The sequence below is a fragment of the Hydrogenophaga sp. SNF1 genome, from assembly GCF_034421675.1.
Lineage (GTDB): Bacteria > Pseudomonadota > Gammaproteobacteria > Burkholderiales > Burkholderiaceae_C > Hydrogenophaga > Hydrogenophaga borbori.
Genome location: NZ_CP139793.1, coordinates 2,851,986 through 2,877,405, shown reverse-complemented (window position 1 = coordinate 2,877,405; position 25,420 = coordinate 2,851,986). Strand labels below are relative to the sequence as shown.

Annotated in this window: 27 protein-coding genes, 2 tRNA genes and 1 pseudogene; 22 read left to right on the top strand and 8 right to left on the bottom strand. The window is 69.0% G+C overall.

Annotation, left to right across the window (positions count from 1 at the left end; genetic code table 11):
* The first annotated feature begins 45 nt into the window (after positions 1–45).
* The 9 genes from SOM08_RS13750 to SOM08_RS13710 all read left to right on the top strand — a co-directional run bounded on the left by SOM08_RS13750 (position 46) and on the right by SOM08_RS13710 (position 7,001).
* Positions 46–942, top strand: coding sequence for a hypothetical protein (locus SOM08_RS13750; RefSeq protein WP_147326152.1), 897 nt, complete (start codon positions 46–48; stop codon positions 940–942).
* 49 nt (positions 943–991) lie between these two features.
* Complete coding sequence (locus SOM08_RS13745) at positions 992–2,062, top strand: C4-dicarboxylate TRAP transporter substrate-binding protein (protein WP_181936372.1); 1,071 nt, start codon at positions 992–994, stop codon at positions 2,060–2,062.
* Positions 2,063–2,069: 7 nt separating this feature from the next.
* Positions 2,070–2,645, top strand: coding sequence for a TRAP transporter small permease (locus SOM08_RS13740; RefSeq protein WP_322469117.1), 576 nt, complete (start codon positions 2,070–2,072; stop codon positions 2,643–2,645).
* Complete coding sequence (locus SOM08_RS13735) at positions 2,642–3,952, top strand: TRAP transporter large permease (protein ID WP_116957180.1); 1,311 nt, start codon at positions 2,642–2,644, stop codon at positions 3,950–3,952. Before SOM08_RS13740 ends, SOM08_RS13735 begins: the two co-directional genes overlap by 4 nt.
* Positions 3,953–3,978: 26 nt before the next feature.
* Positions 3,979–4,560: a cupin domain-containing protein gene (locus tag SOM08_RS13730; protein WP_322470703.1), complete on the top strand. Its 582-nt coding sequence runs from the start codon at positions 3,979–3,981 to the stop codon at positions 4,558–4,560.
* Entirely contained in the window at positions 4,557–5,537 is a 981-nt protein-coding gene (locus SOM08_RS13725) for an alpha/beta hydrolase fold domain-containing protein (protein WP_322469116.1), read from the top strand. Before SOM08_RS13730 ends, SOM08_RS13725 begins: the two co-directional genes overlap by 4 nt.
* Positions 5,527–6,723, top strand: coding sequence for a multidrug effflux MFS transporter (locus SOM08_RS13720; RefSeq protein WP_322469115.1), 1,197 nt, complete (start codon positions 5,527–5,529; stop codon positions 6,721–6,723). The genes SOM08_RS13725 and SOM08_RS13720 overlap by 11 nt, the downstream gene beginning before the upstream one ends.
* Before the next feature lie 62 nt (positions 6,724–6,785).
* A tRNA-Pro gene (locus SOM08_RS13715) sits at positions 6,786–6,862 on the top strand.
* A gap of 62 nt (positions 6,863–6,924) precedes the next feature.
* A tRNA-Arg gene (locus SOM08_RS13710) sits at positions 6,925–7,001 on the top strand.
* A 17-nt stretch (positions 7,002–7,018) separates the two neighbouring features.
* Here SOM08_RS13710 and SOM08_RS13705 read toward each other — a convergent pair.
* Complete coding sequence (locus SOM08_RS13705; protein ID WP_322469114.1) at positions 7,019–7,615, bottom strand: ATP-dependent Clp protease proteolytic subunit; 597 nt, start codon at positions 7,613–7,615, stop codon at positions 7,019–7,021.
* Between the two features lie 55 nt (positions 7,616–7,670).
* Here SOM08_RS13705 and SOM08_RS13700 point away from each other — a divergent pair, with 55 nt between their 5' ends.
* The gene (locus SOM08_RS13700; protein ID WP_322469113.1) at positions 7,671–8,459 is read left to right on the top strand and encodes an RNA polymerase sigma factor; all 789 of its coding nucleotides are present in this window, start codon (positions 7,671–7,673) and stop codon (positions 8,457–8,459) included.
* 121 nt (positions 8,460–8,580) lie between these two features.
* Positions 8,581–8,907 (top strand): DUF1330 domain-containing protein, encoded by a 327-nt coding sequence (locus tag SOM08_RS13695; RefSeq protein ID WP_116957174.1) that lies wholly within the window; start codon positions 8,581–8,583, stop codon positions 8,905–8,907.
* 138 nt (positions 8,908–9,045) lie between these two features.
* Here SOM08_RS13695 and SOM08_RS13690 read toward each other — a convergent pair.
* Positions 9,046–9,342, bottom strand: a pseudogene (locus SOM08_RS13690) (catalase); the annotation flags it as partial.
* A gap of 99 nt (positions 9,343–9,441) precedes the next feature.
* Here SOM08_RS13690 and SOM08_RS13685 point away from each other — a divergent pair.
* The 6 genes from SOM08_RS13685 to SOM08_RS13660 all read left to right on the top strand — a co-directional run bounded on the left by SOM08_RS13685 (position 9,442) and on the right by SOM08_RS13660 (position 14,616).
* The gene (locus SOM08_RS13685; RefSeq protein ID WP_245980762.1) at positions 9,442–9,930 is read left to right on the top strand and encodes a flavodoxin domain-containing protein; all 489 of its coding nucleotides are present in this window, start codon (positions 9,442–9,444) and stop codon (positions 9,928–9,930) included.
* A 124-nt stretch (positions 9,931–10,054) separates the two neighbouring features.
* Positions 10,055–11,242 (top strand): ABC transporter substrate-binding protein, encoded by a 1,188-nt coding sequence (locus tag SOM08_RS13680; protein WP_070400099.1) that lies wholly within the window; start codon positions 10,055–10,057, stop codon positions 11,240–11,242.
* Between the two features lie 62 nt (positions 11,243–11,304).
* Positions 11,305–12,168: a branched-chain amino acid ABC transporter permease gene (locus tag SOM08_RS13675; RefSeq protein ID WP_116957172.1), complete on the top strand. Its 864-nt coding sequence runs from the start codon at positions 11,305–11,307 to the stop codon at positions 12,166–12,168.
* Positions 12,165–13,148 carry a branched-chain amino acid ABC transporter permease gene (locus tag SOM08_RS13670; protein ID WP_116957171.1) on the top strand — a complete coding sequence of 328 codons (984 nt, stop codon included), beginning with the start codon at positions 12,165–12,167 and terminating at the stop codon, positions 13,146–13,148. Before SOM08_RS13675 ends, SOM08_RS13670 begins: the two co-directional genes overlap by 4 nt.
* Positions 13,145–13,906, top strand: coding sequence for an ABC transporter ATP-binding protein (locus SOM08_RS13665; protein ID WP_322469112.1), 762 nt, complete (start codon positions 13,145–13,147; stop codon positions 13,904–13,906). Before SOM08_RS13670 ends, SOM08_RS13665 begins: the two co-directional genes overlap by 4 nt.
* Complete coding sequence (locus tag SOM08_RS13660; protein WP_416186961.1) at positions 13,906–14,616, top strand: ABC transporter ATP-binding protein; 711 nt, start codon at positions 13,906–13,908, stop codon at positions 14,614–14,616. The genes SOM08_RS13665 and SOM08_RS13660 overlap by 1 nt, the downstream gene beginning before the upstream one ends.
* 9 nt (positions 14,617–14,625) lie before the next feature.
* On the opposite strand, the gene SOM08_RS13655 is transcribed toward SOM08_RS13660, so the two are convergent.
* Positions 14,626–15,402: an IclR family transcriptional regulator domain-containing protein gene (locus SOM08_RS13655; RefSeq protein ID WP_116957169.1), complete on the bottom strand. Its 777-nt coding sequence runs from the start codon at positions 15,400–15,402 to the stop codon at positions 14,626–14,628.
* A gap of 135 nt (positions 15,403–15,537) precedes the next feature.
* On the opposite strand from SOM08_RS13655, the gene pobA reads away from it, so the two are divergent.
* The 3 genes from pobA to SOM08_RS13640 all read left to right on the top strand — a co-directional run bounded on the left by pobA (position 15,538) and on the right by SOM08_RS13640 (position 18,446).
* On the top strand, positions 15,538–16,725 hold the full coding sequence (gene pobA / locus SOM08_RS13650) for a 4-hydroxybenzoate 3-monooxygenase (RefSeq protein WP_116957168.1): 1,188 nt from the start codon (positions 15,538–15,540) through the stop codon (positions 16,723–16,725).
* A 145-nt stretch (positions 16,726–16,870) separates the two neighbouring features.
* Positions 16,871–17,761: a CoA transferase gene (locus SOM08_RS13645; protein WP_322469111.1), complete on the top strand. Its 891-nt coding sequence runs from the start codon at positions 16,871–16,873 to the stop codon at positions 17,759–17,761.
* Positions 17,762–17,765: 4 nt separating this feature from the next.
* Positions 17,766–18,446: a DUF1294 domain-containing protein gene (locus tag SOM08_RS13640; RefSeq protein WP_322469110.1), complete on the top strand. Its 681-nt coding sequence runs from the start codon at positions 17,766–17,768 to the stop codon at positions 18,444–18,446.
* Positions 18,447–18,452: 6 nt separating this feature from the next.
* Here the strand turns inward: SOM08_RS13640 and SOM08_RS13635 are convergent, their stop codons facing one another.
* The 5 genes from SOM08_RS13635 to SOM08_RS13615 all read right to left on the bottom strand — a co-directional run bounded on the left by SOM08_RS13635 (position 18,453) and on the right by SOM08_RS13615 (position 23,719).
* Positions 18,453–20,777 carry a YgiQ family radical SAM protein gene (locus tag SOM08_RS13635; RefSeq protein WP_322469109.1) on the bottom strand — a complete coding sequence of 775 codons (2,325 nt, stop codon included), beginning with the start codon at positions 20,775–20,777 and terminating at the stop codon, positions 18,453–18,455.
* A gap of 91 nt (positions 20,778–20,868) precedes the next feature.
* Positions 20,869–21,453: a GAF domain-containing protein gene (locus SOM08_RS13630; RefSeq protein ID WP_322469108.1), complete on the bottom strand. Its 585-nt coding sequence runs from the start codon at positions 21,451–21,453 to the stop codon at positions 20,869–20,871.
* 28 nt (positions 21,454–21,481) lie between these two features.
* The gene (locus SOM08_RS13625) at positions 21,482–21,961 is read right to left on the bottom strand and encodes a MarR family winged helix-turn-helix transcriptional regulator (RefSeq protein ID WP_116957163.1); all 480 of its coding nucleotides are present in this window, start codon (positions 21,959–21,961) and stop codon (positions 21,482–21,484) included.
* Positions 21,951–22,148, bottom strand: a complete 198-nt coding sequence (locus tag SOM08_RS13620) for a hypothetical protein (RefSeq protein ID WP_116957162.1) — start codon at positions 22,146–22,148, stop codon at positions 21,951–21,953. Before SOM08_RS13620 ends, SOM08_RS13625 begins: the two co-directional genes overlap by 11 nt.
* The gene (locus SOM08_RS13615; RefSeq protein ID WP_116957529.1) at positions 22,145–23,719 is read right to left on the bottom strand and encodes an FAD-dependent monooxygenase; all 1,575 of its coding nucleotides are present in this window, start codon (positions 23,717–23,719) and stop codon (positions 22,145–22,147) included. Before SOM08_RS13615 ends, SOM08_RS13620 begins: the two co-directional genes overlap by 4 nt.
* Positions 23,720–23,825: 106 nt before the next feature.
* On the opposite strand from SOM08_RS13615, the gene SOM08_RS13610 reads away from it, so the two are divergent.
* Positions 23,826–24,734, top strand: coding sequence for a crotonase/enoyl-CoA hydratase family protein (locus SOM08_RS13610; protein WP_322469107.1), 909 nt, complete (start codon positions 23,826–23,828; stop codon positions 24,732–24,734).
* 112 nt (positions 24,735–24,846) lie between these two features.
* A complete protein-coding gene (locus SOM08_RS13605; RefSeq protein ID WP_322469106.1) occupies positions 24,847–25,404 on the top strand; it encodes a polymer-forming cytoskeletal protein in 558 nt (185 codons plus the stop codon).
* Positions 25,405–25,420 lie beyond the last annotated feature (16 nt).

The window sequence follows — 25,420 nt, the reverse complement described above, 5'->3', positions numbered from 1 at the left end:
TACCACATTCCCGTCAACCACTTCCAGGACCACACACCACCGGACGTGGCCCAGACCTTCGAGGCCGAGCGCCGCCTGGTGCTGTCGCCGGACGGGGTGCGGCGCAGCCGCGCCGTGGCGCTGGACCGCGCGGCGGCACTGGGGCTGCCGTTCCCCGCCACCACGCACACCATGCTCGCGCGGTACCTGCAGCTCAGCCCCGGCGACCCCTTAGAGCAGGAAGGGCCGGCACTGGCCAGCATTTGCCAGGTGCTGCGCGGCAGGGGCCGCTCGTTCGCGGGCAATGAAGACATCACCTGGCAGGAGGGCGACGTGCTTGTTCTGCCCGCGGCGGCCGGCATCCGGCATGTGGCGCAGCAGAACGCATTGCTTTTCTGCGTGAGCGACGAGCCGCTGTGGCGCTGGCTGGGCGTGCGCGCGCTGCTGGAAGACAAGCCCAGTGCCGTGCACTACACCGCCGCGGCGCAGGCCAGCGAGATGGAGCGGCTGGACCAACTGGCGGAACGGCAAGAGGCCGTGGGTCGCGCGGTGATCTTCACCCGCGACTCCCTGCAGGCGCAGCACCTCACCACGCCGTTCTTCATCGCCAACATCAATACGCTGGAAGCGGGGCGGGACCAGCGCACGCATTGCCACAACGGCGCGGCCATCACGCTCAGCCTGCAGGGTGAAAGCTGCAGCTCGTTCGTGGGTGGACAACGCCTCGACTGGGCACCCTGGGGCGTGATGGTCACGCCCGCGGGGCAACCGCATTCGCATCACAACCGCGGCCCGACCACCATGCTAAGCCTGGTCGTGCAGGACTCGGGCTTCTACCAGCACGCCCGCGTGCCTGGGTTCCGCTTCGATCCGGCGCAGGATGAGATCGCCTTGCGCGCCATTGATGGCGGCAATGTCGGTATTGGCGGCGATGCGGTTGCGCGCCCTGGTCACAGCGCTTAACGTCGGCTCGGGGTTGGCGCACCCCGCTATCAAAACACTAGGAGACAGCGTGAAGATTCAATCCCTCGTTGGGGCCTTGGGCCTGGCTTTGCTCGTGTCGACGGGTGCCGCCCAGTCGCAGACCGTCACCCACAAGCTCACCTTTGCCTCGGGCTATCCGGCGACCTTTGCCTGGACCGATGAGCAGATCAAAACCTTCCTGCCCAATGTCAACAAGGAGCTGGAGAAAGCCGGCTCCAGGCACCGGGTGGACTGGAACGTGGCGGTGGGTGGCACGCTGGCCACCATGCCGAACATGCTCGATGCGGTATCCACGGGCATCGCGGACATGGGCCATGTGGTGCACCTGTTCGAGCCCGCCCGCCTGCCGCTGCAGAACGTGGTGTCGGCCGCTCCCTTCGCCACCAACGACCCGCGCATTGCCACCCGAGTGCTGCACGACATGCAGAAGACCATGCCGGCGATGCAGAAGTCCTGGGCGAACCTCAACCTGGTCTACCTGACCAGCTATTCCTTCGACAGCTACCTGCTGATCGCGAGCAAGCCGGTGAAGAGCGTGAGCGACGTCAAGGGCATGAAGATCGCGGCCGCCGCGTCCAACACCCTCTGGCTCGAGGGCACCGGCGCCACGCCGGTGGCGGCCACGATGGGCACGGCCTACAACGACATCAAGACAGGCGTCTATGAGGCCGCCATCAACTCGGCCATGCTGTCGGCCGCTGGCAAGATGTACGAGGTGGCCCCGCAAATCATCAAGACCGGGTTCGGCGCCATCAATGCATTTGACATCGTCTTCAACAAAAGCAGCTGGGACCGCCTGCCGGCCGAGGTGCGCCAGGCCATCCAGCGCGCCTCGGACGCGCACCAGGAATCCATGGTTGCCCGCATCGAGCGCGAGACCGATGCCGCCCTCCAGCTCATGACCAAGCACGGCGCCACGGTGGTGGAGTTCAGTGCGGAAGAAAAGGCGAAATGGGCCAACACGCTGCCCAACATCGCTGAGCGCTGGGCCGCTCCGCTGGAAGCCAAGGGTCTGCCCGCGCGCGAGGTGCTGCGCACCTATGTGGACGGCCTGCGCAAGGCAGGCGCCCAGCCGGCGCGCGACTGGACCCGACCCTGAGCGCGCCGTGGCCCAGTTGGACCTTCACGGGGAGGCGGACGATCCGTCCGCGCCCGACACCATCGAAGCGGATGGCACGGTCGAGCGCTGGCTCGGCTGGCTCTGTTCGGCGCTCAATGCCGCGGGCACCGTGCTCATCGCCTTCATCATGATCGTGGTCAATGCCGATGTGATCGGGCGCTTCGCCTTCAACCGCCCCTTGACCGGCGTGACCGAAATGGTCATCGCCTCGATCGCGGCGATCGTCTTCCTGCAGTTCGCCGACACCCTGCGCGCCGGACGCATCATTCAGGCCGACGCCCTGCTGCGCCTGCTGGAGAGGCGGGCGCCACGGGCCTACCACGCGCTGCAGGTCTTCTTCCACGTGCTGGGAGCCGTGACCTTCGGCGTCATCCTGTACGCCACGGTACCGTTTCTGCAGCGCGCGCTCGCCAGCGGCGACGCCTATGGCAACCCGGCGGTGTTCTCTCTGCCCAAGTGGCCGGTGCGCGCCATCATGATCGCGGGCTGCGCCGCCATGCTGCTGCAATTCCTGCTGATCGCCTGGAAGCACCTGGCGGCCATGCGCAAGGAGCGGACATGAGCGGCACCGCCATCGGCCTGTGGTCCATCCTGTTCCTGGTGCTGCTGGTCTACAGCGGCATGCACGTGCCGATCGTGATGATCGTCGTGTCCTTCGCCGGGATCTGGCTGATCCGCGACAACCTCGAACTGGCCGGCACCATGCTGGCCTTTGCCGCCACGGACTCGATCGAGGCCTACGTCTTCGGTGTGATACCGCTGTTCGTCCTGATGGGTCTGTTGGTGATGATCGCGGACCTGGGCAAGGACAGCTTCGCGGTGGCCCACCAGGCGTTCCGGCGACTGCCGGGCAATCTGGGGATCGCCACGGTGATGGCCAACGCCATCTTCGCGGCCATCACCGGGGTAAGCGTGGCGGCGGCCACGGTGTTCAGCAAGCTGGCGGTGCCGGAGATGATCCGCTACGGCTACGACAAGCGTTTCGCGGTGGGCGTGGTGGCGGGCAGTTCCGTGCTGGGCATGCTGATCCCGCCCAGCGTGCTTTTCATCATCTACGGCCTGGTGACCAACACCTCGGTCGGCGATCTGTTCCTCGCCGGCATCATCCCGGGCATCGTGTTGGCGGTGGCCTACGCGGCGCTGATCTGGTGGCGCGCGCGCCGCCAGCCCGAGCGATTCGGCAACGGCCCGCAGGCCGTGATCCGGGAGCGCCTGGGCACGGGCCAGATGATGGGCATGGTTCTGCCTATCGTGCTCCTGATCGTCCTGGTGCTCGGCGGCCTGTACGGCGGCGTTTTCACGGCCACCGAATCGGGCGCGGTGGGCGCGCTTGGCGCGCTGGTGATCGCCCTGGCCAAGAAGCGGCTCAGCGCCAAGGGCCTGTGGCGGCTGCTCACCGAGACCGGCCACGTCACTTCCTCACTGATCCTGCTGATCATCGCAGCCAACGTGTATTCGCGCATGCTGTCGGTGTCGGGGCTGCCGATGTACCTCGCGCAGGAGATCCAGGCTGCCGGCCTGGGCTTCGCGGCGCTGATGGTGGTCTACCTGCTGGTGCTGCTCATCCTGGGCACCTTGATGGACTCCGCGTCCATCCTGCTGATCTGCGTCCCGCTGTTTCTGCCCGTTTTCCAGGCCTTCCAGGTCGACGTGGTGTGGCTGGGCGTGATCACCGTGATCGTGGTCGAGATCGGACTGCTCACGCCGCCATTCGGCATGGCCGTGTTCATCGTCAAGGCCTCGATCAACGACAAGACCATCTCGCTAAACGACATCTTCATGGGGACGCTGCCTTTCGCCGCCGTCATGCTGGCCGTGGCGCTGATGGTGATTGCCATGCCGTGGATGGCCACGGCCTTCATCCGCTGAACCTGGAGGATTTCCCATTGAGCACCATGACAACCGTGTCGGTATCGCCCGAGCAGATGGAGTCGCGCATCGCCCGCTTCGACACCTTGCAGCCGCAGAGCGCGATGTACCAGAGCGAGACCGGCATTCCGCGCGAAGCCTACGAGCTGATGGCCGCCAAGACCCTGTATCTGCTGATGGCCCCCGAAGGCCAAGGCGGCCCGATGGCGCAGAAGCCCGCCATCGCGGGCGAAAAGGGTCTGTCGGTGATCATCGCCCGCTGCCCACCGGGGGACAAGCCGCTGCTGCACGCGCACTTCAAGACGCACGAGACCTTCATGTGCCTGACCGGGCGTTTTCGCATCCGCTGGGGCGACAGGGGTGAGCACGAGACCGTCCTCAAACCCTACGACATGATCGCCGTGCCGCCCGGCGTGTGCCGCGACTTCACCAACATGGACGACGAGGACGCACTGCTGCTGGTGCTCATCACGGGCCAGGGCGACGAGGACTTCAACGACATCGCGGTCGGTCCCGAGGACAGCAAGATGATGGTCGAACGCTTCGGCATGGACGTGATCCACCGCTACCAGAAGATCGGCACGGAGTTCATGGGCGTGACGGTGTGAGCGACGAAACCGATCCCTGGGTTCACCCCGAGGTGGCCGTCCTCGGCGCGGCGCTGCGCGCGCGCGGACTGGTGGCGCCGGTGCTGGAGCAGGCGCCGCTGGCCGAGTCGAGAGCGGCCTACGACGCGATCGGCGCCTACCTGTGCGAAAACAGCCAAGCGCTGCAAGACGAGACCGAGGTGATGGTGCCAGGTCCGCACGGTCTGATCCGCTGCCTGGTCTATCGCCCCGACGGCGCGCGGGCGCCGGTACCCGCGCTGGTGTATTTCCACGGCGGTGGTTTCGCACTCGGCCGTGTCGACGAATGGCGCGGCATGATGCGCGAGATGGTGCGCCGCAGCGGCGTTGCCGCGATCAACGTGGACTACCGGCGCTCACCCGAGTCGCGTTTTCCGGTGCAGTTCGACGAAGCGGTGGCGGCCATCCGCCACTTTGCGGCGAATGGCACGGCCCACGGCGTGCAGGGCGATGCCCTGGCCGCTGGCGGCGACTCCGCTGGCGCCAACCTGGCGCTGGCGGCGGCCTGTGCGCTGCGCGATGCCGGGGCCTCGCCGCTGAAGTTCCTGCTGCTCTACTACGGCGTCTTCTCCTGGGAGACCGACACCGATTCCTGGCGGCGCCTGGGCTCGGGGGCCTTCGGCCTGTCGATCAGTCAGATCGACTGGATCCGCAGCCACTACCTCGCCAACGAGCAGCAGCGCACCGACTGGCGCGCCGCGCCGCTCGACGCCCGGCTCGACGACCTGCCGCCCGTTCAGTTGCACGCAGCCAGCCTGGATCCCCTTCTCGACGATTCACGCCGGCTGCGCGAGCGGCTGGTGGCGCGGGGCGTGGCGGTGGGCTTGCAGGTGCATGAAGGCGTGCCGCATGGCTTCATCCGCAATGGCCGGCTGCTGTCGGTCGCGCGCGAAGCCGTGAACCGGGGCGCGGATGGGGTCTCCGCCGCGCTCGGTGTGAACCCGACCCATGCGGCCTGATCCCGCCGCGGCCCCGGCCGCGGCGCCGCTCGGCCTGCTCTTCTGTGTGACGGCGATCGCCCCTCTGGGCCTGAATGTCATCGTGCCGGCCCTGCCGGCCATTGGTGCCAGCTTCGAGGCGCCGCATTCCATGGTGCAGCTCACCCTGTCGCTCTACCTGCTGGGCTATGCCCTCGCGCAGCTGGTGCTGGGTCCGCTGTCCGACCGACTGGGCCGCCGCCCGGTGCTGCTGGCCTCGACGGCGATGTTCGTGGGCGGCAGCCTGGGCGCGGCGTTGGCGCAGGACATGCCTGGGTTGATCGCGGCCCGCATCTGCCAGTCTCTGGGTGGTTGTGCCGCGCTGGTGGTGCCGCGCGCCGCGGTGCGTGACGCCTACCAGGGGCCAGCGGCCGTCCACGCCATGACGCGCGTGACGCTGGCCTTGGCCGTGGTGCCGGCGTTGGCGCCACTGGTGGCTGGACTGCTGGTCAGCGGCTGGGGCTGGCGTGCGGTATTTTTCTTCTGCACCGCTTACGGCGCAGCCATGTTCGTCTGGCAATGGATGCGCCTGGCCGAAACACTGCCGCCTCAGCGCCGCCTGGCCGATGGCACGCGGGCCGTGGCCCGCCGGCATGCCGCCTTGCTGCGCAGCCCCACCTACGTAGCCTACGTTGCCAACATGGGCCTGCTCGGCGTGGGCCTCATGGTTTTTCTGTCCGTGGCGCCACCGCTGCTCATCGACGGCTTGGGCATGAGCCCGGCGGCCTACGGCTTCTGCCAATTGCTGCTGGGTGTTCCGATCGTGGCTGGAGGCCTGCTCGCCTCGCGCGCAGCGCATCGGCTGGGGCTGGACGGCGCCTTGCTGCTCGCCAGCGTGTTGGCGATCGTCGGCCTGGCACTCACACTGCTGCTGGCCGAGCAACTGACGGTGGCCCGGCTCGTCGGGCCCATGCTGATCTACGCGCTGGCCAGCGGCGCCTGCCTGCCCTTGGCACTGACCGGGGCCACCAGCGTCGCGCCGCACGCCGCCGGGGTCTCTGCCGCCATGGCGGGCTTCGGCCAGATGGCGCTGGGCGCCACCGGGGTGTTCGTGGTCAACCAGTTCGACAGCCTGGCCCTGCCCTTTGCCGCCTTCTCCCTGGCGTGCGCGCTGCTCGGCACTGGCCTGCTGGCGGTCCTGCGGCGCGGGCGCGTGCCAGCGGCCTAAGCCGCCTGGCGAGCCATCAGAGGAAAGCCCAGTTGTGCCTGCGGTTAGAATCCGCGCCTTGTCGGAGCGTAGCGCAGCCTGGTAGCGCATCTGCTTTGGGAGCAGAGGGTCGCGAGTTCGAATCCCGCCGCTCCGACCATTTCACACCAAGAACGAAGGCCCACCCCCGTGGGCCTTTTTTCCAGCGGCACCCGCACCGCACTGCCCGTAGCTCAACTGGATAGAGCAGCTGCCTTCTAAGCAGCAGGTCGGGGGTTCGAGTCCCTCCGGGCAGGCCAGAACGCCGTCTCCAAGCTCAGAGCCCCAATTCCTCGCGCCGCCGGATCACGCGCGACGCCAGGCCATAGGCGACGGCTTCCTGCGCCGGCATCCAGCGGTCGCGCTCGATGTCCTGGCGCACCCGCTCGAGGGGCTGGCCGGTTTCGCGCGCAATGACCTCGGCGATGCGCTCTCGGGCCTTGAGGATTTCCTGGGCCTGGATCGCCATGTCACTGGCGGCACCGCCCGCACCGCCGCTGGGCTGGTGGATCAGGAAGCGCGTCTGGGGCAGGCAGACGCGGCGCTCGCGGGCCGCGCCCAGATAGAGGTGGGTGGCGGCGCTGCCCACCCAGCCCGTGCCGACCATGTGGACCGGCGAGGCCACGAAACGCACCACGTCGTGGATGGCGTCACCCGATTCGAGGTGGCCGCCCGGCGAAGAGACGACCAGGGTGATGGGCGCGCGCGCCTCGGCGTCCAGGGCCAGCAGCTTGCGCACCGTCTCCGCGGCCAGCGCATCGGTGATGGTGCCGAACACCAGCACGGTGCGGGCGCGAAAGGCCTTCTCCTCCAGGAAGGCGCTGTCCTGGGCGTTGGCGGGGCGGGTGGGCGTGTCGGTGTCCGGGGAAAGCATGGGAATCGCTCCTGTGTGTTAGCTTCATCCGGTAAACGAACGAGCGGGTTTTTTCGTGACACCTCCGGCCGACTCCCATCCCCTGATCGACGATGAAGCGCTGCGCCGCCGCCTGGTCGCGCTGGCGCGGCATTGGCTGGCGCACGGCGATGAAGCCGAAGACCTGGTGCAGGACACCTGGCTGCGCACCGCGCAGGGTGGCCTGCCGCCCGATGCCGGTGGCCGGGAGGCCTGGCTGGTCACCGTGTTGCGCCACCTGTGCATCGACGCCTGGCGACGGCGTCAGCGCTACCACGCCCTGCTGGAGCGGGCAGGTGACGGCGGCCTGGCAGCCGTCGAGAGCGAAGCGCCACAGGCACTGGCCGAACAGGCGCAACGGGTCGAGCAGGCCTTGCGGCATGTGGTCCACACATTGCCGGCGAACGAGGCTGCGGCCGTCCTGCTGGTCGAGGTATTCGACTTCAGCCACGCCGAGCTGGGGCGCCTGACCGGACGCAGCGAGGCGGCCTCGCGCCAGCAACTGCACCGCCTGTTGCAGCGCTTGCGCCGGCCGGCGGCACCGGCGCGGTCCTCGGACGAGGACACCGACTGCCTGCTGGCGCTGTGCCAGTGGGCGCTGGCGCAGCGCGATCCAGCGGGGCTGGTCGCCGTGTTGCAGGTGTCGAGTCCCCGGGCGATGGCCGCGTCAGCCGCTTTTGCGCCTGCCGGGCCGAGCGAGACCGCTGCGCCAGCGCCGATCGCGCGCCTCGTGCAGTTCGGCGACTTCCTGGCCTTGCAGGTCCGCACACCGGCCGGGCTGGTGGCCTGTCTGCCGCTGGGCGAGGCGGTCCGCGAGGCGGTCTGACCCGACCCGGACCGAGGGCATGACCTCACAGGTCATCGCCAGCCGGAACACCCCAGGGGAAGATGAAGGCAGGCCAAGGGAAGCTCCCGAGGCCCACCCACCATCCGCCCGGAGATCCGCCATGAGTGCCTACGCCATCGCTCACCTGCGCCACGTCGAGTGGGGCCCCGACATCGTCACCTACATCCAGGAAATCACCGACACGCTGGACGCGCACGGCGGCCGCTTCCTGGTGCATGGCGACAACCCGGTGGTCATGGAAGGCCCCTTCCCCGGACACCTCGTGGTGATCGAGTTTCCGTCGATGGACCAGGCGCGCGCCTGGTACCAGTCCGATGCCTATCAGGCCATCCTGCCGCTGCGCACGCAAAACGCGGACGGCGCCACGGTGCTGGTGCAGGGGGTGGCGCCGGGCTATCGGGCGTCCGAACTGCTGGCCAAGCACTGAGCCGCACACCAGCGGCGGGTCATCGTGTGGCCATCTGGCGCCAGCGTGGCCACGCCCTCCTCGCCGTGCGGCCAGGCGAGCGCGCCGAACAGGACGCCCGGGTGGTTCTCCAGCGAGGCCGTGGCCTCCAGGTGCACCCCGAGCGCGGGCGATTGCCTCACTTCGGGTTGGGCCGGCCTGGAAGGGGCAGCCGCCGCCGAGCGTGTTGGCCTCGTAGGACACGCGGCCGCGGTGAATCTGCGTGTCCACGTACGAATGGATGCGCCCGGCCAGCAGCGGGTCGTTGGAGAAGTCGATGCCCGGCACCACGTTCGCGGTGCAGAACGCCACCTGCCCGGTTTCGGCGAAGAAGTTGTCGGGGTTGCGGTTGATCACTAGGCGCCCCACGGGCCGCAGCGGCACCAGCTCCTCGGGCACGATCTTCGTCGCGGCCAGTGGGCCGGATGCCCGCCGCTGGCAAACGGCACGCCCAGCCGTCCCCGCTACGGGTTAACCCGGTGCCCCTCCCTCGGAACATGCACTAAAGTGCGTGTCATGCCCCCAATGCCACCCGCCAAGCTGCTCATCCTCGTGGGCACCATGACCGACACGGCCACCTCCGTCGCGCGGGCCATCGAGATGGAGTGTGCCGACATGATCGGCGCCATCGAGGTGCGGATGATGGACGGGCTGGACCCCAGCGTCTTCGAGCAAGATGCACTTTACGTCATATGCACATCCACTTATGGCTCCGGTGACGTGCCCGACAACGCCCAGGCCTTCTGCGCCTCGCTCGACGCGCAGCCGCGCTACCTGGGTCATGTGCGCTTCGGCGTCATCGCCCTGGGCGACAGCGCGCAATACCCCATGACGTTCGCCAACGGCGGGCGCCAGTTCGATGAGCGCCTGCGCGACCTGGGCGCGGTGCGCGTGGGCGAGCCCTGCACGCTCGATGCCTCGACCGAGACCGCCCCCGAGGCGGCCGGCGCGGCCTGGTGCCGCGACTGGCTGGCGCTGGCGCTCGCGCCCAGCGAGGTGTCCTGAAGATCAAAACTGTTTGGAATTCAATCATTCAGGCTTCAAGCGGCTAGGGTAATTCTGGATCGCCAAGCCCCATGCCCCCACCTACAGTGAGCCGCAGTCTGACCACAACCCCAGGAGACCCCAGATGACCACCCGCCGCCTCGTTCTGACCCGCAGTGCCGCCGTCATTGGCGCCGCGTCCACCGGCCTGCTGCTGCCGCAGATCGCGCGCGCCCAGTCCGACAAGGTGCGCGTGGGCTTCATGCTGCCCTACACCGGCACCTTCGCGCAGCTCGGCGTGGCCATCGAGAACGGCTTTCGCATGGCCGTCAACGAACAAGGCGGCAAGCTCGGCGGGCGTGAGATCGAATTCTTCAAGGTCGACGACGAGTCCAACCCCGCCAAGGGCATCGAGAACGCCACCCGCCTGGTGCAGCGCGACAAGGTCGACGTGCTGATCGGCACCGTGCACTCGGGCGTGCAGATGGGCATCCACAAGGTGGCGCGCGAGTCCGGCGTGCTCAACCTCATCCCCAACGCCGGCGTGCACATCGCCACGCGCGCTCAGTGCGCGCCCAACGTGTTCCGCACCTCCTTCACCAACAGCCAGCCCACGCTGGCCCTGGGCAAGCCCATGATGGAGAAAGGCCACAAGAAGGCCGTGTGGATTTCCTGGGCCTACGCCGCCGGCGACGAGGCCTTCGAAGGTTTCGAAAAGAGCTACACCGAGGCGGGCGGCCAGATCGTCAAGAAGCTGAGCCTGCCCTTCCCCAACGTGGAGTTCCAGGCCCTGCTGACCGAGATCGCCGCCATCAAGCCCGACGCCGTGGCCTGCTTCTTCGCTGGCGGCGGCGCGGCCAAGTTCCTGCGCGACTACCATGCGGCCGGCCTGAGCAAGAACATCCAGCTCTGGGGCTCGGGCTTCCTCACCGAAGGCGTGCTCGACGCCGCCGGTGACGCCGCCAACGGCGTGCTCACCACCATGCACTACAGCGACTCGCTGGACACGCCGCGCAACAAGAAATTCCGCCTCGACTACGCCAAGGCCTTCAAGCTGCAGCCCGACGTCTACGCCGTCCAGGGCTACGACACCGGCCTGCTCATGGTCAAGGGCGCCAACGCCGTCAAGGGCGACCTGAACAACAAGCAGGCCCTGTACGCGGCCATGCGCGGCGCCGAGATCGACAGCCCGCGCGGCAAGTGGAAGATGAGCCCGGCGCACAACCCGATCCAGGACATGTACCTGCGCCGCGTGGAAAACGGCGAGAACAAGGTGATCGGCATCGCCGCCAAGGCCGTGGCCGATCCGGCCACCGGCTGCCGCATGGCCTGAAGCTTGCGTCCTCCCCCCTGCAAGCCGGCGCCCTAGCGGCGCCGGTTTGACGTCTGCACCCCATGGACTTCGCCAACTTCCTCATCCAGCTCCTCAACAGCGTCCAGTACGGGCTGCTGCTGTTCATGCTGGCCGCCGGCCTCACGCTGATCTTCGGCATCATGGGCGTGGTCAACCTCGCGCACGGCAGCTTCTACATGATCGGCGCCTACCTCGCGTGGTACCTCAGCTCGCAGCTGGGCAGCCTCACGCTGGCCATCGTGCTGGGCACGGTGCTCGCGGTCATCTTCGGCTGGCTGCTGGAGTGGCTGCTGTTCCGCCACTTCTATCACCGCGACCACCTCGACCAGGTGCTGCTCACCTTCGGCCTGATCTACATCTTCGAGGAGATGCGCTCCATCTTCTGGGGCGACGACGTGCACGCCGTGCAGGTGCCCGAAGTGCTGAACTGGTCCATCCCCTTGACCGACACCCTCTCCTACCCGGTCTACCGTCTGGTGATGTCGGGCATCTGCCTGCTGCTGGCGGTGGGGCTGTACCTGCTCATCAGCAAGACCCGCCTGGGCATGAAGATCCGCGCCGGCGCCTTCAACCGCGAGATGGCCGAGTCGCTGGGCGTGAACATCCGGCTCATTCATGGCGTGGTGTTCGCGTTGGGCGTGGGCCTGGCCGCCATCGCCGGCATGATCGCCTCGCCCATCGCCAGCGTGTACCCGGGCATGGGCAGCTCGGTGCTCATCATGTGTTTCGTGGTCGTGGTCATCGGCGGCATCGGCTCGGTGCGCGGCGCGCTCGTGGCCGCGCTGCTGGTGGGCCTGGTCGACACCTTCGGCAAGGTGCTGGTGCCGCAGATCGCCGGCATGGCCGTCTACATGCTCATGGCCCTCGTGCTGCTCTACAAACCCGAAGGGCTCTTCAAGCAATGAGCACCGCCAAGGCCCAACTCGAAAAACTGCCGCGCAGCATCCAGTTCGTGCTCGCCCTGGGCGCGATCGCGCTGGCGGCCTTCCCGCTGCTGCCCGTGGAGGGCGGCGACTTCTACCTCGGCATGCTCTCGCAGATGATGATCCTGGCCATCTTCGCGATGAGCCTGGACCTGCTGCAGGGCGTGACCGGCCTGGTCTCGCTCGGCCACGCGGCCTTCTTCGGCCTGGCCGGCTACGCGCTGGCCTTTGTCACGCCACAGGACGCGCCCATCGCGCTGTGGTGGTCGCTGCCGCTGGCCGCCGCCGCCGCCGGCCTGGCCGCGCTGGTCATCGGCTTCTTCGTGGTGCGCACCCACGGCATCTACTTCATCATGGTGACCATGGCCTTCGCGCAGATGGTCTATTTCCTGTTCTTCGACAACAAGGCCCTGGGCGGCTCGGACGGCATCTACGTCACCTTCCGTCCCGACGCCACCGCCCTGGGCATCGATCTCGACAACAAGCTGGTCTTCTACTACTTCACGCTGGCGGTGCTGCTGGCGCTGTACTTCGCGCTGCGCCGCCTGCTGTTTTCGCCTTTCGGCCGCGTGCTGGCGGGCATCCGCGTGAACGAGCACCGCATGCGCGCCGTGGGCTACGGAACCTTCGGCTACAAGCTCACGGCCTTCACGCTGGCCGGCGCACTGGCCGGTGTGGCGGGCTACCTGTGGGCCGCGCAGACCGGCTTCGTGAACCCCGAGCTCATGGGTTTCCACATGAGCGCGCACGCGATCATGATGGTCATCCTGGGCGGCATGGGCAATTTCGCGGGCGCCATCGTCGGCGCCTTCGCCTTCGAGTACGTGATGCACGTCTTCAAAGACCTGACCAAGCACTGGCAGTTGCTCATGGGCGGCTTCATCGTGCTGGTGGTGATCGTGGCGCCGCGCGGCCTGCTGGGCCTGGTCGAGCGCTTCACCCAGCGCGGGGGGAAGTCATGAGCGATCCGCTGCTCTCCGCGAAGAACCTCACCAAGCGCTTCGGCGGCCTGGCCGCCGTGAGCGATGTATCGGTCGATCTGCACCGCGGCCGCATCCACGCGGTCATCGGACCCAACGGCGCGGGCAAGTCCACGCTGACCAACCTGCTCTCGGGCGACCTGCCGCCCAGCAGCGGGCAGATCCGGCTCAACGGCGAGAACATCACCGGGCGATCGCCAGAACGCATCGCCCGCCAGGGCCTGGGCCGCAGCTACCAGAAGACCAACATCTTCCTGCCCTTCACGGTGTGGGACAACGTGCGCCTCGCCGCGCAGTCGCGCGAGCGGCACGCGGCCTTCAACCCGCTGCACTGGTTCAGCGCCGCCAGCCAGCTGACGAACGCGAACCAGCGCTGCGAGCGCGCGCTGGAACTCGCGGGCCTCACCGCGCGCGCGAGCAGCGTCGCGGCAGCCATCAGCCACGGCGAGCAGCGCCAGCTGGAGATCGCCATGACCCTGGCCACCGAGCCCACGGTGCTGCTGCTCGACGAGCCCCTGGCCGGCATGGGCGCCGCCGAGGCCGAGTCCATGGTGGCGCTGCTGCAGCGCCTCAAGGGCGAGCACGCCATCATGCTGGTGGAACACGACATGGACGCCGTGTTCGCACTGGCCGAGGTGCTCACCGTCATGGTCAACGGCCAGGTGATCGCCAGCGGCACGCCCGAGCAGATCCGCAACGACGCCGGCGTGCAGGCCGCCTACCTGGGCGAGGAACACTGATGACGGCGCTGATTGAAGCCAAGGGCCTGCACACCCACTATGGGCAGAGCCACATCCTGCGCGGCGTGGATTTCCACGTGGGTGCGGGCCAGACCATCGGCCTGATGGGCCGCAACGGCATGGGCAAGACCACGCTGCTCAAGTCGCTGATGGGCATCGTCAAGCCCAGCGGCGGCACCGTGCAGGTGAAGGGCCGGAACATGACCGGCGCCACGCCCTACGCCGTGGCGCGCGAAGGCATCGCCTACGTGCCCGAAGGGCGCGGCATCTTCGGCAACCTGAGCGTGAAGGAAAACCTGGTGATGGCGGCGCGGCCGGGCAGCCGGGGCCAGCGCGAGTGGACCTACGAGCGCGTGCTCGAGACCTTTCCGCGCCTGGCCGAGCGCCTGGGCCACGGCGGCCAGCAGCTCAGCGGCGGCGAGCAGCAGATGCTCACCATCGGCCGCGCGCTGATGACCAATCCGGACCTGCTCATCCTCGACGAGGCCACCGAAGGCCTGGCGCCGCTGATCGCGCGCGAGATCTGGCGCATCTGCGGCCTGATCCGCGACAGCGGCATCAGCAGCGTCATCGTCGACAAGAACTGGAAACACGTGACCCAGATCACCGACCGCAACCTGATCCTGGTCAAGGGCGAGGTGGTGTTCGAGGGCAGCACCGAGGCGCTGCTGGCGCAGCCGGGGCTGCTGGAGCAGCACCTGGGGGTCTGAGCCCGCCGCCTAGAGCAGCGGCCGCAGCTCGCGCGCGGCGTCCATGAGCACCGGCAGCAGCTCGCGCCGCAGGCCGGCTGCGTCCATGCGGCCCGGCGACACCACCACGTTGAGCGCGGCCAGGGTCTCGCCCTTCATGTTGCGCAACGGCACGGCGAGCGCAATCACGCCGATTTCGTGCTCCTCGCTCGCGATCGCGAAGTCGTCGCGGCGCACGGTGTCGATCACCGCGCGGAAGGCCTTGGGCTCGTCCGTGGTGCGCGGCGTCAGGCGCGGCAGCGACCGGCCCTTGAGCCAGGACGTGAAAGCTGTGCGCGGCAGCGCCGCCAGCAGCACCCGCCCGGTGGAGGTGGCGTGCGCCGGCATGCGCGAGCCCAGGTGCAGGCCATAGGGCATAAGGCGCGGCGCGCCCGGTGCGGCGCTGCGCGCCACGATCACCACCTCGTCACCGTCCAGCACCACCGCCGAAAACGACTCGCGCGTGGCCGAGGCCAGGCGGTTCAGCGTGGGCTGCACCAGGCGCGGCAGGCGCGCCGAAGACAGGTAGCTGCCCGAAAAGCGCAGCACCTTGGGCGAGAGCCAGTAGTGGCTGCCGTCGGTGTCCAGGTAGCCCAGGTGGGCCAGGGTGAGCAGGTGCCGCCGCGCGGCCGCGCGCGTGAGGCCGGCGCGCTCGGCCGCCTGCGTGGCGTTCAAGCGCTGGCGCTCGGTGTCGAAACTCTCGAGCACGGCCAGGCCCTTGGCCATGCCCTCGATGAAGTCGGCCTTGGCGATGGTCGGGTCGGGCATGGCGGGGCGCTCCAGGAACTGCGCGATGATCGCACAAAGCGCGCGATGATCGCGCAATGCCCGCCAGCGGTGCTTGTGGCGGGCGCAGCGGCGCCCTAGCCTGCGGGTTTCGCCCGTTCCCCGGAGACAAGACCCATGCGAACTCAGGTCGCCATCATCGGCGCCGGCCCCTCGGGGCTGTTGCTCGGCCAGCTGCTGCACAAGGCCGGCATCGACAACGTCATCATCGAACGCCAGAGCCCCGACTACGTGCTGGGCCGCATCCGCGCCGGCATCCTGGAGCAGATCATGGTCGACCTGCTGCACGAGGCTGGCGTGGGCGAGCGCGTGGCCAAGGAAGGCACCGTGCACCACAGCATCGAGCTGGTCTACAAGAACACGCGCCACCCGATCGACGTGACCGGCCTCACCCAAGGCAAGGTGGTCACGGCCTACGGGCAGACCGAGATCACGCGCGACCTGATGGACGCGCGCCAGGCCGCCGGCCTGCCCACCGTCTACAACGCCGCCAACGTCAGCGTCCACGGCTTCGACGGCGCCAAGCCCAGCGTGCGCTACGAGAAAGACGGCCAGACGCACGAACTGCAGTGCGACTTCATTGCCGGCTGCGATGGCTTTCACGGCGTCTGCCGCGCCAGCGTGCAGGATTCGATCACCGAATACGAGAAGGTTTACCCCTTCGGCTGGATCGGCGTGCTGGCCGACGTGCCGCCGGTGTCGCCGCACGCGGTGGTGTACGCCAACAGCGAGCGCGGCTTCGGCCTGTGCTCCATGCGCAGCCTCACGCGCAGCCGCTACTACGTGCAGTGCCCCATCGACGACAAGGTCGAGCAGTGGAGCGACGATCGCTTCTGGGACGAGCTGCGCCGCCGCCTCGACCCGGCCATGGCCGAGGCCATCGTCACCGGCCCCAGCATCGAAAAGAGCATCGCACCGCTGCGCAGCTTCGTCGCCGAGCCCATGCGCTTCGGCCGCCTGTTCCTGGCGGGCGACGCCGCGCACATCGTGCCGCCCACGGGCGCCAAGGGCCTGAACCTGGCGGCCAGCGACGTGAAGTACCTCTCCACCGCCTTCATCGAGCACTACCGCGAGAAAAGCGACGCCGGCATCGACCACTACTCGCAGCGCGCGCTGGCGCGCGTGTGGCGCGCCGAGCGCTTCAGCTGGTGGCTCACCTCGCTGATGCACCGCTTCCCCGACACCGGCGGCTTCGGCCAGAAGGTGCAGGAAGCCGAGCTGGAGTACCTGGTGAACTCCGAGGCCATGTCGCGCTCGCTCGCGGAAAACTACGTGGGCCTGCCGCTGGACTTCGGCCAGAAGTAGACCCCACGCCCGCCGGGCTTCGCGAGCCCCCTCCAGGGGCGACGCCTGCGCGGCCCGGCCCAGCCGGTGCCGCGGTGCCTCGGGGGCCGGGCCATCGCCGGCGTTACAGTGGCCGCACCGTCAACCGACCTGCGGCCACTGTTCTATGCCCACCACCCGAAGCCCTCAGCCCCTGCGCGGCGTGCGCGTGCTCAGCCTCGCGCTCAATCTGCCCGGTCCGGCCGCCCTCATGCGGCTGCGCGCCCTGGGCGCGGCCTGCACCAAGCTGGAACCGCCCGCGCGCGAGGGCACCAGCAGCGACCCCATGGGCCAGTACAACCCCCCGGCCTACGCGCGCATGCACGAGGGCGTGAAGCGGCTGACCGCCGACCTCAAGACCGAGGCCGGCCAGGCCGCGCTGCACAAGCAGCTGCTGCGCACCGACGTGCTGCTGACCTCGTTCCGCCCCTCGGCCCTGGCCAAGCTGGGCCTGTCGTGGCCGGCGCTGCGCAAGCGCTACCCGGCGCTGGCCATGGTGAGCATCGTGGGCGCGCCCGGCGAACGCGCCGAGGAGCCCGGCCACGACCTCACCTACCTGGCCGACGCCGGCCTGGTGACCGGCCTGGACCTGCCGGCCACGCTGTTCGCCGACATGGGCGGCGCGCTGATGGCCGCCGAGGCGGTGCTCAAGGCCGTGCTGCTGCTGCGCTCCACGGGGCGCGGCAGCGCCCATGAGGTGGCCCTGTCCGACGCCGCCGCCTGGCTCGCGCTGCCGCGCAGCTGGGGCCTGACCCAGCCGACGGGGGCGGTGGGTGGCGCCCACGCGGGCTACCGCATCTACCCCTGCAAGGACGGGCGCGTGGCCGTGGCCGCGCTGGAGCCGCACTTCGCCGCCGCGCTGTGCGAGGCGGCGGGCGTGGCCGACGGCCAGCGGATGAAGACCCTGTTCGCACCCGCCACGCACGAAGCCATCGCGCGCTTTCTGGCGGGTCGCACGCGCGCGCAACTGGATCGGCTGGCGGTCGAGCGCGACATCCCGATGCACACGCTGGCCTGAGGCCATGAGGAAGCAAGGCACCATCGTCCACTGGGACGCCGAGCGCGCGTCCGGTTTCATCCGCAGTCCCGACACCGCCGCCGAGGTGTACTTCCACCTGCGCGACTACGAAGGCCCACACCCCATCGTGCCGGGCACGGCGGTGGTGTACGAGGAGATCGTGGTCGGCGGCAAGGGGCCGCGCGCGCTGTCGATCGCGCTGCCGCCTCCGCCGCCGCTGCGCGAGGCCGGCGCCCCCAGCGGGCCGGCGCCCGAGCCGGTGCTGGCGCCGGCCGGCACGTCCAAGGCCCAGCGCTGGCGCGAGGAACGCGCGCAGCGCCGCCAAACCCGGGTGGCCCTGGGCCTGCTGGGCGGCTGGCTGCTGCTGTGGCTCATCGGCGTCGCCGCCGGCCGCCTTCCCTGGGTGGTGCTCACCGGTGTGGTGCTGGTGAACATCGCCACCTTCTTCCTGTACTGGCGCGACCAGCACGTGATGACGGAGGGCGGTGCGCCCTGGCCCCTGGCACTGCTGCACGCGGCGGCCGCGCTGGGCGGCTGGCCAGCGGCCTGGCTGGCCCGGCAGTCGCTTCGACACCGCCTGGACGACAGGCCCTTCCAGCAGACCTTCGTGGCCTGCGCCGTGTTCAACGTGGTCGCCCTGCTGGTCTGGGTGGCCTGGCCGCTGTTCGCCGGCGGCGGCGCCTGAGCGCCTTCAGCGCGGCTTGGGCCGCCGCGCCGCGCCGATGCCGGCGCGCGGCGGCAGGCCGGTGTGCTGCGTCAGCATCTGCCCCTTGCGCGGCGCGGGCGCCGCGGCTGGCGCGCGGGCGGTGGGCGTGCTGTTCTTGCGCCGCGCGCTCTGGTAGCCGCCGTCGGTGAGCGGCTGGAACGTGGGGATGAGGTGGTGCTTGCCGTTGCCGATGAGGTCGGCGCGGCCCATGGCCTTGAGCGCCTCGCGCAGCAGCGGCCAGTTGTTGGGGTCGTGGTAGCGCAGGAAGGCCTTGTGCAGGCGGCGGCGCTTCTCGCCGCGCACGATGTCCACGCGCTCGCCGCGTTCGTCGCGGTGAATGCCCTTGAGCGGGTTCAGGCCCGAGTGGTACATGGCCGTGGCGGTGGCCATGGGGCTGGGGTAGAAGGTCTGCACCTGGTCGGCGCGAAAGCCATTCTTCTTGAGCCACAGCGCGAGGTTCATCATGTCCTCGTCGCTGGTGCCCGGGTGCGCGGCGATGAAGTACGGGATGAGGAATTGCTTCTTGCCCGCTTCCTCGCTGTACTTCTCGAACATCTGCTTGAAGCGGTCGTAGCTGCCGATGCCGGGCTTCATCATCTTCGACAGCGGGCCGGTCTCGGTGTGCTCGGGCGCGATCTTCAGGTAGCCACCCACATGGTGCTGCACCAGTTCCTTCACGTACTCGGGGCTCTTGATCGCGAGGTCGTAGCGCAGGCCCGAGCCGATGAGGATCTTCTTGATGCCCGGCAGCGCCCGCGCGCGGCGGTAGATGCGCACCAGCGGCCCGTGGTCGGTCGTGAGGTTCTGACAGATGCCGGGGTAGACGCAGCTGGGCTTGCGGCAGGCGGCCTCGATCTCGGGGCTGGCGCAGCCCAGGCGGTACATGTTGGCCGTGGGGCCGCCGAGGTCGCTGATGACGCCGGTGAAGCCCTCGACCTTGTCGCGGATCTCCTCGACCTCTTTCAGGATGGAGGCCTGGGAGCGGCTCTGGATGATGCGGCCCTCGTGCTCGGTGATGGAGCAGAAGGTGCAGCCACCGAAGCAGCCGCGCATGATGTTCACGCTGAAGCGGATCATCTCCCACGCCGGAATCTTGGTTTCACCGTCGTGGCGGCCCTGCGCGTCGGCATAGGCCGGGTGCGGGCTGCGCGCGTACGGCAGGTCGAACACGTGGTCCATCTCGGCCGTGGTCAGCGGAATGGGCGGCGGGTTGATCCAGACATCGCGCGCGGTCGCCCCCTCGCCGTGCGCCTGCACCAGGGCGCGCGCGTTGCCCGGGTTGGCCTCCACGTGCAGCACGCGGTTGGCGTGGGCGTAGAGCACGGCGTCGCTCTTGACCTGTTCGTAGCTGGGCAGGCGGATCACGCTGCGATCGCGCGGCGGGCGCTTGGCCTTGCCCTGCAGCGCGGGGTTGGGCACGAAGTTCAGCGGTTGGATCGAGGCGCCCTGCGTCGCCGGCGCTTGCGCGGCCTCGTCCTTCGCGCACGATTGGCCCGCCGACTGCGCCTGCTCGCTCGTGGTCTGGTAAGGGTTGATGTGCGCGTCTACCGGACCGGGCTGGTCCACCTCGCTGGAATCGATCTCGAACCAGCCCTCGGCCGACGGATCCCCCGGGCGGCGCACGAAGGCCGTGCCGCGCACGTCGGTGATGCGCTCGATGGGCTCGCGCGCCGCGAGCCGGTGCGCCACCTCGACCAGCGCGCGTTCGGCGTTGCCATAGAGCAGCAGATCGCACTTGCTGTCCACCACCACCGAGCGGCGCACCTTGTCGCTCCAGTAGTCGTAATGCGCGATACGGCGCAGGCTGCCTTCGATGCCACCGAGCACGATGGGCACATCCTTGTACGCCTCGCGGCAGCGTTGGCTGTAGACGATGGCGGCGCGATCGGGGCGCTTGCCGCCCGCATCGCCGGGCGTGTAGGCGTCGTCGCTGCGGATCTTCCGGTCGGCGGTGTACCGGTTGATCATGGAATCCATGTTGCCGGCCGTCACGCCCCAGAACAGGTTCGGTTTGCCGAGGGCTTTGAAAGGCTCGGCACTCTGCCAGTCGGGCTGGGCGATGATGCCCACGCGAAAGCCCTGCGCCTCGAGCACGCGGCCGATGACCGCCATGCCGAAGCTGGGGTGGTCCACGTAGGCGTCGCCGGTGACGATGATGACGTCGCAGCTGTCCCAGCCGAGCGCGTCCATCTCGGCCCGGCTCATGGGCAGGAAGGGCGCGGTGCCGAAGCGCTTGGCCCAGTAGGGCCGGTAGCTGGTGAGCGGCTTGGCGTTGCGCGCGAAGAGGGAGACGTCGATGGGAGCGTTCATGGGTGGGCGCGAACCCATGGCGGGCGCAGCGGGGCGAAGGACACGATTTTACCGGCGCCCCCCTTTTCCCGCTGCCCGCGGGCCATCCCGCCTAGCGGGACTTGAGCGTCCAGTCGGGCACGCTGGCCGGCATCGGCCGTGCCTGGCGCCGGGTCTCCAGCCGCTGCGCGGCCAGCCGCGCGGTGAGCTTGAGTTTGGCCAGGTCCTCGGGGTTGGGCCGGCCATGGGCCTCGAAGCTGAAGCAGCACAGCGTGCCGTAGACCTCGCCGCTGGACAGCACCAGCGGCGTGCTGATGTGGGTGCCGATGGGAAACGGCAGGTCCTTGAGCAGCGGCGATGCGGCGGGATCGCGCTTCGCGTCGGCGATGTACTGCGGCAGTCGGCCGTCGACCACGCGCTGGCACCAGCTCTCCTCCAGCCACGCGCCCTCGCCTTCGGCGATCACGCCCACGCCGGGCGCTTGGGCCACCTGGCGGAACACGCGCCGGCCATTGACGAATTCGGAGACGAAGACCACGTCCATCTGCAGGCGCTCGCGAAGCAGGCGCAGCACCTCGCCGATGGCCGCGTCCAATGCCGCGTCGGTCTGGTCGGACGTGGCCACCAACAACTCGGACACCCGCACTTCAAGCGAATCGGCACCGAAATCCGTGGGAGCAAAAGGGTTGCGTTTCATGAGGGGCGTTATAGCGACGATGCGCGTATCAAGGTGTATCGCCTCCGGAGCCCCCCGGGCGGCGCGGCACCGCGTGCGCGATCAGCCGGTCCACCAAGCCGAGCAACTGCCGCCGCTCGGCCGCCCCGAGGCAGCCCATGATTTCGCGGTTGCGGCGGTCGATCAGGCGCAGCGCGCGCGCGTGCAGTGCACGCCCCGGGCGCGACAGGCGCAAGACCACGGCGCGCGCGTCGGTCTCGCTGGGCGCCTTGATGACGCTGCCGCGCTCCACCAGCATCTGCGCGGCGCGGCTGGCCTGCGCCTTGTCCAGGTGGGCGTGCGCGGCCAGGTCGTTCACCGACAGCGGTTCGAAGGCGCCGATCGCGGCCAGGGCGCGCGCTTCGGCCACGCCCAGGCCCAATTCGCCCGCGTAGGCGGCGGCGGTCGCGGCATCGGTGAGCTTGCCCAGGCGATGCAGGCGCCAGCTCAGTTGCTGCTCCAGCGGCAGCGGCTTGGCGTCAGCGTCCATGCAAAGGCTCCTGCAGGCAGCGTTCGCGCGCCCGCTCGATCAGGGGCAGGGCTTGCGCGGCGCTGTCCAGCCGGCCCAGCAGCGACAGGCTCAGCATGGCCAGCAGCAGCGGGGCCTGCTGTTCACCCACCTCGCCCAGGGCGCGGCACAGCGCGGTATAGCTCGTGTCGAGATCGGCATCGGTCATTCGAGGACTCCAGAGGATTGCAGGGCCGCACGCAATGGCGCGGTGTCCAAGCCGCGCCAGCGGCCCATCACGTAGCCGTCGGGACGCACCAGCACCAGGGCGGGCTCGGTACCGGCCGGCAGACCATAGCGCCGCCAGGCCTGGCCGTGCGGGTCGGCTGTGGGGTGGATGGGCAGGGCCTCCACGTCGCGCGGCAAGCCGCCCTCGGGTGGGCCGTTGAACACCAGCGCCACGAAGCCACGACCGAAACGGCTGCTGAGGTGAAAGGCGTGGCCGTGCGCGTCGCGCAGCAAGGCCTCTGGCGCGGGGGCGCCGGGCATGGCCTGCGCGCTCGCCCATTCGCCAGACTCGCCAGCGTTGAGCGGCGAGCCCAGGTACTGGATGGCCGAGGACTGGCGTGGGTTGATCAAGGGGCGAACGGCCTCGTCGTCCAGCGCGAGGCGCAGCGCGGCCTCGCGCATCAGGCGAAAGGCGAAATCGGGCGGTGCCATGAATTCGGTGCTCTTGGCGCCATAGGCGATGTTCTCGCGCGTGGCATGCACGCGCTCCACGCTGTAGCTGTCGAGCAGCGCCTCGGGCGAAGTGCCGCGCACCACGCGGGCCAGCTTCCAGGCCAGGTTGCCGGCGTCGTCGAGGCCGGAGTTGAGCCCGCGCACGCCGAAGATGGGCACCAGGTGGGCGGCGTCGCCCGCGAAGAACACACGGCCATGGCGGTAGCTGGGCAGCGTGAGGCACTTGGCGTTGTAGATCGAGATCCACAGCGGCTCCCAGGGCTCGGTCTCGCCGATCATCTCGAGGTGGCTGCGCACGCGTGGCAATACGTTCTCCGGCTTGACCGCCTCGGCCGGGTCTTCGTCGTCGCGGATCTGGTAGTCGATGCGCCAGACGTCGTCGGGCTGGCGGTGCATGAGGATGGTGGAGCCAGGGTTGGACGGCGGGTCGAACCAGGCCAGGCGCTCCACCGGGCGCTGCGTCTTCTGGCGGATGTCGACGATGACGTAGCGGCCCTCGTATTGCGTGCCCTCCAACTGCAGGTTCAGCTGCTCGCGCACGGCGCTGCGCCCACCGTCGCAGGCCAGCAGCCAGTCGGCGCGCACGCGCCGGTAGCCGCGCGGCGACTCGATGTCGACCAGCACGTCGCGCTCGCGCGCCTGAACGCGCTGCACACGCTCGCCCCAGCGCACGGTCGTGCCATCGACGCCCCCTTCGTCGATGGCGCGGTGCGCGTATTCCTCGACATAGAACTGCTGGATGTTCACCATGGGCGCGAAGCGCTGCGTGGGCTCGCTGGGCATCTCGAAGCGCAACACCTCGCTCTGGCGGAAATGGCTGCGACCGGCGGTCCAGCCCAGGCCCTTGGCCACCAGCGGCGCGTCGGCGCCCACCCAGCCCAGGATCTCCTGCGAGCGGCGCGAGATGCAGATGGCGCGGCTGCCGGTGCAATAGCCCTCGTCGGCCTCGATCACCTGGCTGCGGATGCCCTGGCGCGACAGCAGCGCGGCCAGCGTGAGGCCCACCGGGCCGCCACCGGCGATGAGCACCGGAACGTGTTCTTCGGTTATCTGGTCCATGAACGGTTCACCCATTTAGTTGCGCACGCAACTGTATCGCCTCCGCGACTCCGCGCCACAACCACCCGTCGATAAGATGGTTTTCACACCAACGAAGGAGACAGCCATGCCGAACTTCAACACCCTGCGCATCGACCAGGATCCCAGGAACCCGCGCGTGGCGCGCCTGCTGCTCAACCGCCCTGAACGACTCAATGCCATCAACGACGACACCCCGCGCGAGATCCGCGCAGCGGTGGAATGGGCCAACGCCAACGACGACGTGCATGTCATCCTGGTCGAGGGAGCGGGCAAGGGCTTCTGCGGCGGCTACGACCTCTCTCACTTCGGCGAAGGCGACATCGACCACCCCTGTCAGCAGGAGCGCCACCCCTGGGACCCCCTGGACGACTACGCCTTCATGAAGCGCAACACCGAGGACTTCATGAGCCTGTGGCGCAGCCCCAAGCCCACCATCGCCAAGGTCCATGGCGCGGCCGTGGCCGGCGGCAGCGACATCGCCTTGTGCTGCGACCTGCTGGTGATGGCCGAGGACGCGCGCATCGGCTACATGCCCACGCGCGTGTGGGGCTGCCCCACCACGGCCATGTGGACCTACCGCCTGGGGCCCACGCGCGCCAAGCAGCTCATGTTCACCGGTGACCTGATCGATGGCCGCACCGCCGCCGATTGGGGCCTGGCCAACGAAGCCGTGCCGCTCGACCAGCTGGAGATGCGCGCCTTGGCCCTGGCCGAGCGCATCGCGGGCGTGCCGCGCTCGCACCTGGCCATGCACAAGATGGTGGTCAACCAGGTGCTGCTCACCATGGGACTGGAGCAGACGCAATCCTTGGCCACGCTGTTCGACGGCATCACGCGCCACAACCCCGAAGGCCTGTGGTTCCGCCGCTATGCGCAAGACCAGGGCTTCAAGGCCGCCGTGCAGTGGCGCGACAGCGGCCGACCCATTCCAGAAGGCGATGAAGCCCGAGCGCTGATCCGCGAGATGGAGGATCGCCGGCGTACCAACCGCTGAGAACCGCTGGTCGCCCGTTCATCTCGACACAGCTCTTACGGGACAGGCGCGAATGTAAGGGCCATGCTCCCTAGCATGGGGACTTCTGCCCACTACACCTCAGGAGAAACCCATGGCACTGCACTTCGGCAAACGCGACAACGAGCCTTCCCGCCCTCTGGGCAGCGGCGGCATGGCCACACCGCGCAACACGGCTTACGGTCAATCACAAACCTCCGCCAGCACCAGCGCCCCGGTGGCCACCCAGGAGACCGAAGTGAAACCCAGCACCAGCGCCACGCCCACCACCCCCGAAGGCGGCAGCAAGCTCACCGTCGGGCCGAACATCAAGCTCAAGGGCGTGGAGATCACCGACTGCGACACGCTGGTGGTCGAGGGCACGGTCGAGGCGACCATGGACTCGCGCGTGATCCAGATCGCGCAGCAAGGCGCCTTCAAGGGCTCTTGCGAGGTCGACCTGGCCGAGATCTACGGCACCATCGACGGCAACCTCACGGTGCGCCAGAAGCTGGTGATCCACGCCACGGGCAAGGTCACCGGCCGCATCCGCTACGGCAAGATCGTCATCGAGGAAGGCGGCCAGCTTTCGGGTGACGTCGAGTGCGCCGCCAACGGCGCGGCCAAGGCGTCGTCGTCCGGCACCAAGCCGTCGATGCAGCTCGCGGCCTAAGGTCGCGCCCAACCCC

Coding starts and splice junctions, on each gene's coding strand:
- SOM08_RS13735 (WP_116957180.1), top strand. CDS start 2,642: ATGAGCGGCACCGCCATCGGCCTGTGGTCCATCCTGTTCCTGGTGCTG.
- SOM08_RS13730 (WP_322470703.1), top strand. CDS start 3,979: ATGACAACCGTGTCGGTATCGCCCGAGCAGATGGAGTCGCGCATCGCC.
- SOM08_RS13720 (WP_322469115.1), top strand. CDS start 5,527: ATGCGGCCTGATCCCGCCGCGGCCCCGGCCGCGGCGCCGCTCGGCCTG.
- SOM08_RS13705 (WP_322469114.1), bottom strand. CDS start 7,615: ATGCTTTCCCCGGACACCGACACGCCCACCCGCCCCGCCAACGCCCAG.
- SOM08_RS13695 (WP_116957174.1), top strand. CDS start 8,581: ATGAGTGCCTACGCCATCGCTCACCTGCGCCACGTCGAGTGGGGCCCC.
- SOM08_RS13685 (WP_245980762.1), top strand. CDS start 9,442: ATGCCCCCAATGCCACCCGCCAAGCTGCTCATCCTCGTGGGCACCATG.
- SOM08_RS13680 (WP_070400099.1), top strand. CDS start 10,055: ATGACCACCCGCCGCCTCGTTCTGACCCGCAGTGCCGCCGTCATTGGC.
- SOM08_RS13675 (WP_116957172.1), top strand. CDS start 11,305: ATGGACTTCGCCAACTTCCTCATCCAGCTCCTCAACAGCGTCCAGTAC.
- SOM08_RS13670 (WP_116957171.1), top strand. CDS start 12,165: ATGAGCACCGCCAAGGCCCAACTCGAAAAACTGCCGCGCAGCATCCAG.
- SOM08_RS13665 (WP_322469112.1), top strand. CDS start 13,145: ATGAGCGATCCGCTGCTCTCCGCGAAGAACCTCACCAAGCGCTTCGGC.
- SOM08_RS13660 (WP_416186961.1), top strand. CDS start 13,906: ATGACGGCGCTGATTGAAGCCAAGGGCCTGCACACCCACTATGGGCAG.
- SOM08_RS13655 (WP_116957169.1), bottom strand. CDS start 15,402: ATGCCCGACCCGACCATCGCCAAGGCCGACTTCATCGAGGGCATGGCC.
- pobA (WP_116957168.1), top strand. CDS start 15,538: ATGCGAACTCAGGTCGCCATCATCGGCGCCGGCCCCTCGGGGCTGTTG.
- SOM08_RS13645 (WP_322469111.1), top strand. CDS start 16,871: ATGCCCACCACCCGAAGCCCTCAGCCCCTGCGCGGCGTGCGCGTGCTC.
- SOM08_RS13640 (WP_322469110.1), top strand. CDS start 17,766: ATGAGGAAGCAAGGCACCATCGTCCACTGGGACGCCGAGCGCGCGTCC.
- SOM08_RS13635 (WP_322469109.1), bottom strand. CDS start 20,777: ATGAACGCTCCCATCGACGTCTCCCTCTTCGCGCGCAACGCCAAGCCG.
- SOM08_RS13630 (WP_322469108.1), bottom strand. CDS start 21,453: ATGAAACGCAACCCTTTTGCTCCCACGGATTTCGGTGCCGATTCGCTT.
- SOM08_RS13625 (WP_116957163.1), bottom strand. CDS start 21,961: ATGGACGCTGACGCCAAGCCGCTGCCGCTGGAGCAGCAACTGAGCTGG.
- SOM08_RS13620 (WP_116957162.1), bottom strand. CDS start 22,148: ATGACCGATGCCGATCTCGACACGAGCTATACCGCGCTGTGCCGCGCC.
- SOM08_RS13615 (WP_116957529.1), bottom strand. CDS start 23,719: ATGGACCAGATAACCGAAGAACACGTTCCGGTGCTCATCGCCGGTGGC.
- SOM08_RS13610 (WP_322469107.1), top strand. CDS start 23,826: ATGCCGAACTTCAACACCCTGCGCATCGACCAGGATCCCAGGAACCCG.
- SOM08_RS13605 (WP_322469106.1), top strand. CDS start 24,847: ATGGCACTGCACTTCGGCAAACGCGACAACGAGCCTTCCCGCCCTCTG.